This window comes from Acinetobacter sp. MF4642 (genome assembly GCF_002018925.1).
Classification (GTDB): Bacteria; Pseudomonadota; Gammaproteobacteria; order Pseudomonadales; family Moraxellaceae; genus Acinetobacter; species Acinetobacter johnsonii.
In genome coordinates this window covers 25,517-37,144 of the sequence record NZ_MVON01000031.1, presented here as the reverse complement: position 1 = coordinate 37,144, position 11,628 = coordinate 25,517, and the positions used below count along the sequence as shown (strand labels likewise).

6 protein-coding genes and 1 pseudogene are annotated in these 11,628 nt (G+C 41.6%); 5 read left to right on the top strand and 2 right to left on the bottom strand.

The window, feature by feature from the left end:
- Positions 1-160: 160 nt before the first annotated feature.
- Together MF4642_RS13800 and MF4642_RS13795 are read right to left on the bottom strand one after the other, a co-directional pair.
- A pseudogene (locus MF4642_RS13800) lies at positions 161-2,373 on the bottom strand (TonB-dependent receptor family protein).
- Positions 2,374-2,566: 193 nt separating this feature from the next.
- Positions 2,567-3,268, bottom strand: a complete 702-nt coding sequence (locus MF4642_RS13795) for an SIMPL domain-containing protein (RefSeq protein WP_004693610.1) — start codon at positions 3,266-3,268, stop codon at positions 2,567-2,569.
- A gap of 473 nt (positions 3,269-3,741) precedes the next feature.
- On the opposite strand from MF4642_RS13795, the gene MF4642_RS13790 reads away from it, so the two are divergent.
- The 5 genes from MF4642_RS13790 (at position 3,742) to pstA (ending at position 11,620) form a co-directional block, all read left to right on the top strand.
- Positions 3,742-5,115, top strand: coding sequence for a diaminobutyrate--2-oxoglutarate transaminase (locus MF4642_RS13790; protein ID WP_078426577.1), 1,374 nt, complete (start codon positions 3,742-3,744; stop codon positions 5,113-5,115).
- A gap of 2 nt (positions 5,116-5,117) precedes the next feature.
- Positions 5,118-6,650: a pyridoxal phosphate-dependent decarboxylase family protein gene (locus tag MF4642_RS13785; RefSeq protein ID WP_004980354.1), complete on the top strand. Its 1,533-nt coding sequence runs from the start codon at positions 5,118-5,120 to the stop codon at positions 6,648-6,650.
- Between the two features lie 1,072 nt (positions 6,651-7,722).
- Positions 7,723-8,748 (top strand): substrate-binding domain-containing protein, encoded by a 1,026-nt coding sequence (locus MF4642_RS13780; RefSeq protein WP_004693599.1) that lies wholly within the window; start codon positions 7,723-7,725, stop codon positions 8,746-8,748.
- Positions 8,749-8,852: 104 nt separating this feature from the next.
- Positions 8,853-10,232 carry a phosphate ABC transporter permease subunit PstC gene (pstC, locus tag MF4642_RS13775; protein ID WP_078426576.1) on the top strand — a complete coding sequence of 460 codons (1,380 nt, stop codon included), beginning with the start codon at positions 8,853-8,855 and terminating at the stop codon, positions 10,230-10,232.
- The gene (gene pstA, locus MF4642_RS13770) at positions 10,232-11,620 is read left to right on the top strand and encodes a phosphate ABC transporter permease PstA (RefSeq protein ID WP_005399666.1); all 1,389 of its coding nucleotides are present in this window, start codon (positions 10,232-10,234) and stop codon (positions 11,618-11,620) included. The genes pstC and pstA overlap by 1 nt, the downstream gene beginning before the upstream one ends.
- Positions 11,621-11,628 lie beyond the last annotated feature (8 nt).

The following is an 11,628-nucleotide window of genomic DNA, read 5'->3' as shown; positions in this document are numbered from 1 at the left end:
CTCGATCGGTCACTTTACCTAGGCAAAAAGGTTCCATTTTTGCCCATTGGGCATCAGTAAGTATGTATCTATCCATAGTACTATTATAAATTAATCAGTAGCCTTTGTTAATTCTCAACAAGCCCTAGTTCAATGTAGTTGAACTAATTGGCTTTCAGTTTTAAAAATCAAATGACGTTTGAAGGTAGAAGGTACGTGGTTGCCCTACATATTTTCCGCCTGTTGAGTCAGTAGAACGTGTGAAATATTGTTTATCAAACACGTTTTTAACGCCACCCGCAACTTTTAAACCGTGGAATTGCTCACCAAAGTCATAGGCTGTACGCACCGCAAAGGTAGAGTAACCTGAGATGTCTCCATATTTACCATCGACCGTTTCTTCTGTCTGGTAATATCCTGCAGGTAGTGAGGTATCTGGATTATTTGGAGAGTGTTGTTTAGATTGTGCAAACATATCGGCATTGACGCTCCATTGATTCACTTTATAGCCTAAACCCACATTGGCTGTGTGGCGTGAGTAGAACGGAAGATCTTTACCTTCAAATTCTCCAGCTTCAGCCACGGCTTTGGTGAATGTATAGTTGCTATAGAGTTTTAAGCCCTCTAGTGCATCGCTTAGATAGCTGAAGTCATATGCTAGACCAAGTTCTACACCTTTATGACTAGTTGCTCCAAGATCCGTCCAAATATTACTATTTTGAGCACTAGGTACTAAGCTGAGTTCTTTGTCGAAATCTAAATAAAACGCGGTTAATTCTGCATTTAGACCATTGCCTAAATACTTCGTCCCAATTTCATAGTTGTTGGACTTTTCAGGGTGCAAGCCATCAGTTGTGCTTTGTGCAACACCACCTTCTAAACGTGCCAATTGGTTATATTGCTGTGGGCCGAATGAAACGCCCACATTGGCAAAAATGTTCCAATTGTCTGTCGCTTTATACATAACCGATAGGCTGGGTAAAAACTCATCTGAATCAATTTGGGGTGAAACGGTATTAACTGCTACGCCTTGGTTATAGGCAGTAAAATTGTTATGTGTTTCAATTGATTCAAAACGTAGTCCCGGTGTGATGACCCAGTTACCTAAATCGAAGCGGTTATCTGCATAAATCGCATGTGCTTTAGTGCCACCTTCACTCGTGGTACGTGCTTTAATTTCGGTGACAGGTGCATTCAATGCATATGTCGATGAGCGACCTGAGAACTCAGAACTATCTTCATCTAAATAACGATAGCCGATAGTAAATTCGCTATTTGAGTTACCTAATTGGTATGCACGAGACCAGCGCGGTTCAATGGCAAAAACTTTATAGTCGCGTGGAGAGGTATCCATACGCGAAGTCGTTGCACTAACATCTGTCTCTAAGTCACTCGTGCGAAATGAGTCAATATAATAGGTCAGCAATTCAAAGTTGTTTTTTCATCTTGATGTGTATAGCGGAATGACACATCTGAGCGGCGACCAGAGAAATAATTACGTGACTTATTTGACTGATAAGGGTTTTGTGCATATTTTTCGGCAGTTAAGCCTTCAGGCATTTCACCATAACCTTCATAGTGATGTAGGTTTAAGGCAATCGCATCCGCATCTGTAATTTGATAGGCCGTTTTTAACATGACATCATCAATGTCAGTTTTATTATTGGCTTCACGGTAGCCATCACCTTTTGTGCCCGAATAAAGCAGAGCAAGGCCTAAACCATTATCTAAGGTTCCGCCTACAAATAGGTTCGGGCTGTATTTAACTTGATCTGTACCCGAAGCATATTCGGTCGTTAGGCTGACATTACCTGCAAACTCTTGAGGAATCGCGCGAGTTGCAAAATTAATGATACCGCCAACGTTCTGCGGTCCAAAACGTACAGAACCTGCACCACGAACCACATCCACAGATTCAATATTGCCTAAGGATACCGGTGCTAGAGAAAGCTGAGGTTGTCCATAAGGTGCAAATGATAGCGGGACACCATCAAGCAGTACTGTAGAGCGAGGAGATAAACGAGAGGCTAAACCACGGACCCCAATATTGAGTGAAACATCACTACCACCAGTACCATTATTTTCTTGGACTTGAACACCAGGTACTTGCTTCAGGGCATCTTTAATTGAAGTCGCAGCAACTTCATCTAAGCGATTGCGAGTAATAATCGTACGAGCGCCTGCATGCTTTTGCACTTTCTCTGCATTGGCATCTTCTAACCAGTTGCCTTGTGCTTCAAGTTTGATAGTCGGAAGTACATTGCTGCTCGTTGCTTCCGTGAGTTCTTCTGCTTGTGCATAGGTCAAACAGCTCATAGAAAGCCCAATCGCAATACTGAGTTGTTTGGCTTTAAATAATCTGCGATCCTGCAGATGAAGACGTGATGAAATCATTCTTTTGTGCGCAATCCATAATAAATAGCGCGGCTATCATATGCTGAACTTTGATGAAATTAAATAATAACCATTATCACTTATTGCAATTAAAACGCTAAAATTAATAGGCGAATTAAAGTCTTCTTAATGGATCACACAATAAAAAAGCCATGTTTAACATGGCTTTTTAGATGAATTTGAATGAAATCTGTTATTTAAGTTGAACAGTACCATTTGCATTCACAGTGATTTTAGATTCACCGCCAGCTACATCTTGCATTGGTGCATCAGCTGCTGCAAATTTTGCACTTTCTGCACGCATCATGACTGGGCGAGGGTAGTAGTTGCTGGTATTAATGTTTAAGTTAACCAAGTTATAACCTGACTTACTCCATGCTTGTGCTAATGATTGTGCACGCTGTTGAAAGTTTTTCGATGCTTCAACAATCAGCTCATTTTCCACTTTCTTACGTTGTGTGTCGGACACACTAAAGCCGATTGACTGCGTTTGGAAGTTCTGCTGTAGTTCACCAATCAACTGGCTCGCCGCTTTAAAGTCGGTACTTTCTAAATTAATTTCAGCACGACCACGCCATTCTTTTAACTTTTGGTTGTCATCGTTGTAAATTGGGTAGGTGGTTTGAGAACCTGTTTCGACTTTTACGCTTGGATATTTACGAGCTAAAGCTGTGGCTTGATTCATCAGCTGCGTAATTTGTGTAGCGAGTTCGGCAGGTTGTTTGTTACTACGTTCAATGTAAAGTGTTGCATTCATTAAATCATTAGATACTTGGCGTGTTGCCTCGGCCTGAACATTGACAATATTGTAGTTCAATTGGTTCTCAGACTGAGCAAAAACTGCTGAGCTAAATAAAGCACTAAGCGCGATTGCTGGGATGAAGAATTGACGCATTTTTATTCCTTTTTTATTTAGGAGGAGTTTTGCAACATTTGTAAAAAGCTTAAAGCCAATTTGTGGTGAATTTGCGAAAATATTGTGGTTCGATTGTAAAAAAAAGGTATAAAATATTTTTCAGAAAAACCTAGATAAATCTATTTATTTCAAAAACTTATTTTTCAACCAAGGTGAGTATTTTGAATTTTTGTGGCGAAGTTGAAAAATAAATAAATTCATCGGCTTTTCTTTACGTTGTCACACTATAAGAGGATAATTTAAGCTATGGTTTGGCATGATATATTTTTTTAGTAAATTTCTGGCAGATAATGTCCAAAAGCTGTTTATTTTATTGAAAATTTCTGTATCATCCGCCTCCTAGTTATGAAGTATCCAAACGCTATCTGACTAGATTTATAAAGCGCCGAGTCAAAGGACCAAAAGTCACCCGACTTATTTCTTTCAACCCATATCAGAGATGGTAATTCGATATGAGCGTTTCTTCTGTAAACCCTGCCACTAATACTACTAACGAATACTATTTGACTCGCCAAAGTCAGATGGAATCCAATGTTCGTAGCTATCCACGGAAATTACCGTTAGCGATAGCCAAAGCATTAGGCTGCTGGGTTACTGATGTTGAAGGTACAGAGTACCTCGATTGTTTAGCTGGGGCAGGAACATTGGCTTTGGGCCATAATCATCCTGCGGTAATTCAAAGTATTCAAGATACACTTGCAAGTGGTCTTCCTTTACATACTTTGGATTTAACGACACCTTTAAAAGATGCATTTACTGAAGCATTACTTGAACAATTACCAGGCGGTAAGGAAGAGTATTGTCTACAGTTCTGTGGTCCATCTGGTGCAGATGGCACGGAAGCAGCAATTAAATTAGCGAAGACGTATACCGGTCGTAGCACAGTGATTAGTTTCTCTGGTGGTTACCATGGTATGACGCACGGCGCTCTTGCAATGACAGGTAACCTGTCTGCGAAAAATGCTGTAAATGGTTTAATGCCAGGCGTTCAATTTATGCCGTATCCGCATGAATACCGTTGCCCACTTGGTTTAGGTGGTGAAGCGGGTGTGGATGCTTTGACTTATTTCTTTGAAAACTTCATTGAAGATGTTGAAAGTGGTGTAACCAAGCCAGCTGCTGTTATTCTTGAAGCAATTCAAGGTGAAGGCGGTGTGGTAACAGCGCCAACCAAATGGTTGAAAAAAATCCGCGAAGTGACTGAAAAGCACAACATTGTGTTGATTCTTGACGAAGTTCAAGCAGGCTTTGCACGTTCAGGCAAAATGTTCGCATTTGAACATGCGGGTATTGAACCTGACGTTGTTGTCATGTCTAAAGCCGTTGGTGGTAGCTTACCGCTTGCTGTATTGGGCATTAAACGTAAGTTTGATGCTTGGCAGCCAGCAGGCCACACGGGTACTTTCCGTGGTAACCAATTGGCAATGGGTACTGGTCTTGCAACGATCAAAACCATCAAAGAACAAAACCTTGCGCAAAATGCACAAGAACGTGGTGATTTCTTACAAGCTGAATTTAAAAAGCTTGCTCAAGAGTTCCCATGTATCGGTAACGTGCGTGGTCGTGGTTTGATGATTGGTGTTGAAATTGTTGATGAGCGTAAACCAGCGGATCATATGGGGTCTTTACCTGCAGATGGTCAACTGGCAGCAGCGATTCAAGCGGCATGCTTTAACAACAAGTTATTGTTAGAAAAAGGCGGTCGTAACGGTACAGTGATTCGTTTACTTTGCCCACTTATTATCACTCAAGCTGAATGTGAAGAAGTAATTGTTCGCTTTAAGAAAGCAATTGCTGAAGCACTTGTTGCAACTCGAGGCGCGTAATCATGGTTGATTTTGCAGAACACCGTAAGGCGTTACTCTGCAATGATGCTGCATCTATTGCTGACTACTCGTCAGCAATGGACCAAGCGACTAAAGCAGTTGCAGCATGGTTGCAAAACGACAAAATGTACACAGGCGGTAGCATTAAAGAGCTACGCAGTGCGATTGCATTTAATCCTTCTAAAGAAGGTTTGGGTGTACAAAAGTCACTTGAACGTATGGTTGAGCTTTTCTTAAACAAAAGCTTAAAAGTCCATCATCCGCACTCGCTCGCGCATTTGCACTGCCCAACTATGGTGACCAGTCAAATTGCTGAAGTGCTGATTAATGCAACGAATCAATCGATGGATTCGTGGGACCAAAGTCCTGCAGGTTCATTGATGGAAGTTCAGTTGATCGATTGGCTTCGTCAAAAAGTGGGTTATGGTGCAGGTCAAGCTGGTGTGTTCACTTCTGGTGGTACACAGTCAAACTTGATGGGTGTACTGCTTGCACGTGATGCATGTATTGCGAAAAACTGGAAAGATGAAAACGGTAATCCGTGGTCTGTACAGCGTGATGGCGTGCCAGGCGATGCGATGCGCAACGTCAAAGTCATTTGTTCTGAAAATGCACACTTCTCTGTGCAAAAGAACATGGCGATGATGGGCATGGGCTTCCAATCAGTCGTAACCGTTCCTGTGAACGAGAACGCGCAGATGGATGTGGATGCACTTGAAAAAACCATGGCTCACCTTCAAGCTGAAGGTAAAATCGTGGCATGTGTAGTTGCAACTGCGGGTACGACCGATGCAGGTGCAATTGATCCACTGAAGCAAATTCGTGAAATCACCAACAAATATGGCGCGTGGATGCACATCGATGCGGCGTGGGGTGGTGCTTTAATCCTATCGAACAATCATCGCGATATGTTGGATGGTATTGAGCTTTCTGACTCAATTACGCTGGATTTCCATAAGCATTACTTCCAAACCATCTCTTGTGGTGCGTTCTTACTAAAAGACGAGGCGAACTATCGTTTCATGCACTATGAAGCTGAGTATTTAAACTCTGCTTATGACGAAGAGCATGGCGTGCCTAACCTCGTGTCTAAGTCACTTCAAACCACACGTCGTTTTGACGCGTTGAAGCTTTGGATGACTGTTGAAGCGCTTGGTGAAGAACTGTATGGTTCTATGATTGACCACGGCGTTACTTTAACTCGTGACGTTGCTGATTATATCAATGCAACTGCCGGTTTAGAGATGTTGGTTGATCCACAATTTGCATCTGTATTGTTCCGTGTGGTTCCAGAAGGCTATCCAGTAGAATTGCTTGATACCTTAAACCAAAACGTTGCAGATGAATTGTTTGCACGTGGTGAAGCGAATATTGGCGTAACTAAAGTAGGTCAAAATCAATCATTGAAAATGACGACTTTAAGTCCAGTTGCGACTTTAGATAACGTGAAGAACCTGCTTGGTCTTGTCCTTGCAGAAGCGGATCGTATCAAAGGTCCAATCGCAGATGGAACCTATACACCTGCAATTGCTTAATCGATTGTTTGTGTTAAAAAAGGAGCTGATATCAGCTCCTTTTTTTATGTGTTGTAAATATTAAAATGGATAACATCTATTGGCTAAGCATCTAATTTTAACTATGTTGGAGATGCTTTATTTTTCTATGAAGTAGTTTTCGATATCTGCTTGAACTATGATTTTCAGGAAAATGAGCTTTAATGCTTAAGACTAAAGCTAAATATTCGGGTTTTTGATTTCCTTCACGAATTTTCAAGTTAAAGGTATGACCTGCACGACAGGTAAGTCCTTGTCATAATCCCGGAAAATTGGGGTAAATAAACGTGTTTTACTAGCTGTCATGGGAAATGTCGCACTGATATGACTTACCATGCTTCTTACGAAAAATGAATGGTTAAGGCGGCAGTAAGGGGAGGAGAAACCCAAAATCTCCTTCTTTGAGCTATCTTTTAGAAAAAAGATAAAGCAGTGTCGTCAGAAATACCCATTATTCGGACAAATATTTCTAAAAATAAGAAAAGTACCTGAGTCTAAAAGTCATAAATTTGCTCTCGTATTTGAGATGAGCATGCTATTTTTCAGTAATAAATAAGGGATAAAAGGTAAAAATTAAGACCTAAATGACGCTCAATTTTCTAAATATGACACCACTCATTTGTCATTTATAGGTTATGAAATTCTGACAAATGGCGAAAATTTATATGGATTCTGCATATGGGTATACGCAAATTTTTATAGATTAGAAGGGCTATTCAATGTTAAAGAAATCAAAGTCTATGGAGTTCTTTTTTGCTTTATGTATTGATTCTAAATGTGTTTTATTTTTTATAAAAGCGTAAAAGATGTTGATGTAAAATGAACTACGTACTCGTGTTATATCAAAATAAGGAAAATTCTTTAGGTGTTTAAACTGGGTGAAATTGAACAAAGTGTAACGAATCATGGACAAATAAAAATAAACATCATGAAAGTGTCACAATGCTGTAACTTGCTTGTCATATTCTGAAATCAAAATGCAGTTATCCAAAAAAGTACAAGACTGAATAAAAAGTGGCGTACTCCAAAATGTTTAATATGTGAGATAACAAATATGCGCTTAAACCATATCGCACTTGCAGTAGTAGTTTCTGGGGCAGCTGTAGCAACCACGGCAAACGCAGCTCGTGACACAATCCAAATTGCGGGTTCTTCAACAGTTTTACCGTATGCAAGTATTGTTGCTGAAGAGTTTGGCAATACCTTTCCACAATTTAAAGCACCCGTTGTTGGTTCTGGCGGTTCTTCAGGTGGCTTAAAACAGTTCTGTAATGGTGTGGGCGATAACACAATTGATATCGCAAACGCATCTCGTAAAATTAAAGATACAGAATTAGCTGCTTGTAAGAAAGCTGGTGTGAACCAAGTGATCGAAATCAAAATTGGTTATGACGGTATTGTGTTCGCTTCAAATGCAAGCAAAGCAGCATACAAATTACGTCCACAGCACGTCTATGCAGCTTTAGCAGCGCAGTTACCATCTAACGGTAAAATGGTTGCAAACCCATATACACGTTGGAACCAAATTGACAAAAGCCTTCCAAACGAACCAATCACTTTAGTGATTCCAGCATCAAACCACGGTACACGTGAAGTGTTCCAAGAAAAAATGGTTGATGCAGGCTGTGAAACTTATGCAGCAATCAAAGCAATGGATAAAGATGCACAAAAGAAAGCATGTTCAACTTTCCGTAAAGACGGCAAAGTGATTGAGATTGCGGGTGACTACACTGAAACTTTAGCGCGCTTAAAAACGTCGCCTAGCGCAGTGGGTGTGTTTGGTTTAGGTTTCTATGACCAAAACCGTGACAAGTTACGCGTAGCGACAGTGAACAATGTTGCACCATCTGAAAAGACGATTTTGAATGGTTCGTACCCAGTTTCTCGCCCATTATTCTTCTACGTAAAAGGCGAGCACTTGAAATCAATCAAAGGCTTAAAAGAATATACTGAATACTTCATCAGCAAGAAAGTATCAGGTAAAGGTTCTAAGCTTGAGCGTGCTGGTTTGATCTCAATGTCAGACAAAGAGCGTGCAGCAGTTCTTGCGAACTTCAAAGCAGGCAAAGCGGTTAAATAATTAAGTGTAGAAACAGTCAACGGTAGGCAAGTCCTACCTTTGACGTTTTTTACTAGGATTAAGTTTTTTCAAATAATGAAAATTGAAAGAACCGTGGAGAATACATGAATCTGCTACTTATAGGTGTGTTATTGGCACTGATCGCCATAGCCTATCAAATGGGCTTAAGTCAGAGCCGTAACTTAGCAGGTAAGGGAAATAATTCTGCAAAATTACACTCACGTCCGGGGTATTACGGTGCGTTAGTGGCTTTGTGGTGTGGTATCCCTGCTTTTTTAATTTTGATTGTTTGGAATATTGTTGAACCAAATGTTTTGAATCATGTGGTGTTAAATCACGTGCCAGCACAGGTCGCTGCAACTTTAGATGCTGCTAGTACAGATGTGTTGATCAACCGTGTGGAAGCGATTGCCTCAGGTTTTGGTGTAACAGATACACCAGCCCCGTATGAGCTTGCTGCAGCGGAGCAACTGGCGAAGTTTCAAAGCATTGGTACATTTGCAAAAATTGCAGTTGTGATTTGTGCGGCGTTGGCAGGTTTAGTCGCTGCGAAAAAGCGCATTGCAACTCAGTTCCGTGCTCGTAACCAAGTTGAAAAAACCATCAATGTTGCACTTGCCCTCTGTTCTGGTGTCGCGATTCTAACTACGATTGGTATCGTGATGTCGATGTTCAGCGAGGCGATGCGATTCTTCCACTTTGTGAGTCCACTCGACTTTTTCTTCGGCACAGAATGGAACCCTGGCTTTAGTACTTCAGGTAGTGCAGACGGCAGCTATGGTTTGCTTCCGCTACTTTGGGGCACCTTAATGGTCAGTGGTATTGCACTCTTAGTTGCAGTCCCTGTGGGTTTAATGATCGCAATCTATCTTGCTGAATATGCATCTTCTGGTTTCCGCTCATGGGCAAAACCAACCATTGAAGTGCTCGCAGGGATTCCAACCATTGTTTACGGTGTATTTGCACTGATGATCATTGGCCCATTCTTTAAAATGCTTGGTGAATCCGTTGGTTTACACATCAACGCAACCAGTGCACTCACTGCTGGTTTCGTCATGGGTATCATGATTATTCCTTTCGTTTCATCGCTGTCTGATGACATTATCACGCAGGTGCCACGTGCATTACGTGATGGCTCATTAGGTTTAGGTGCGACAAAGTCTGAAACCATTCGTCAGGTGGTGATACCAGCAGCACTTCCGGGCATTATCGGTGCGTTCTTGCTTGCAGCATCACGTGCCATCGGTGAGACCATGATTGTGGTGCTTGCAGCAGGGAACAGTCCTTTACTGCATGCCAATCCACTTGAAGCTATTTCAACTGTGACCATTACCATCGTAAACCAATTGACAGGTGATACTGACTTTGCAAGCCCACAAGCTTTGGTGGCATTTGCATTGGGTCTGACACTCTTTGTGATTACGCTTGGTTTGAACATTGTTGCACTGTACATCGTGCGTAAATATCGTGAGCAATACGACTAATGACGACTTCTAATAGCACAGCAGATCAAGTATTTGATCCACAACTTGCGGCAGAATTACGAGAAAAGCGTAAGCAAACGATCAGTAATTCATTGGCAAAACGTCACCGTAAAGAAAAAACCTTTCGTTTCTTTGGTTTCTCAGCAGTGATTGCAGGTTTATTCTTTGTCGCGCTACTTTTTGGCAGTATTTTATCGAAAGGCTTACCTGCTTTTTGGCAAAGTAGCATGAGTTTACCCGTGTACTTTGACCCTGCCATTATTACGACAGGTGCAAAACCTGTACAGCGTTCAGGCGAATCTCCAGCACAGTTTGAGGAGCGTTTTATTGCTTGGCAAACTGAAATGGGCATGGTGGATTGGGATGCTTTAATCGTGAATGCCATGATTGCAAAAGATCCAGCACTTGCTTCTAAACGCGATGATTTGGCTTCTTTGTACACTAGTTCTGAAGCATATCGCTTACGTGATATGGTGATGAAAGATCCATCATTGGTCGGTAAGAAAGAAGACATTAAAGTGCTTGCCGATGCAAACGTTGATGTGTGGCTCGCAGGAAATATTGACCGTAGTTTGCCTGATGAACAGCAACAGTTGAGCCCAGAAGTTCGTCAACTTGCCGATGAAATGAAAGCTTCAGGGGTAATGGAAAATACTTTCAATACCAACATCTTCGTCAGTCCAGACTCTCGTAGTTCTCCTGCAACTTCAGGTTTAGCAGGGGCATTCATGGGGTCGCTGTTCATGATGCTGATCGTGATCATTATTTCGATTCCAATTGGTGTGGCATCTGCAATTTATCTTGAAGAATTTGCGCCTAAAAACTGGATCACTGATGTCATTGAAGTCAACATTAATAACCTTGCGGCTGTACCATCAATTGTCTTTGGTTTGCTCGGTGCTGCGATCTTTATTGGGTGGATGCATTTACCGCTTTCTGCGCCATTGGTCGGTGGTTTGGTACTGAGCTTAATGACTTTACCAACGGTGATTATTACGACACGTGCATCGTTGAAAGCTGTACCACCTTCAATTCGTCAGGCCGCTTTAGGGCTAGGTGCTTCACGTGTACAAACCGTATTCCATCACGTTTTACCACTTGCACTACCAGGGATTCTAACGGGTGCAATTATTGGTGTAGCACAAGCATTAGGTGAGACTGCACCGCTGTTATTAATTGGTATGAGTGCATTTGTTGCAAGTGTACCTACAACTCCATTTGATCAATCGAGTGCTTTACCTGTACAGATTTTCTTGTGGCAAGGTAATGAGCTGCGTAACTTCTTCGAAGGACGTACAGCGGCTGCGATTATTGTTCTGCTTGCAATGATGATTGGACTCAACAGTATTGCAATTTGGTTACGTAAGAAATTTGAAGTCCGTTGGTAAGTGAGGGC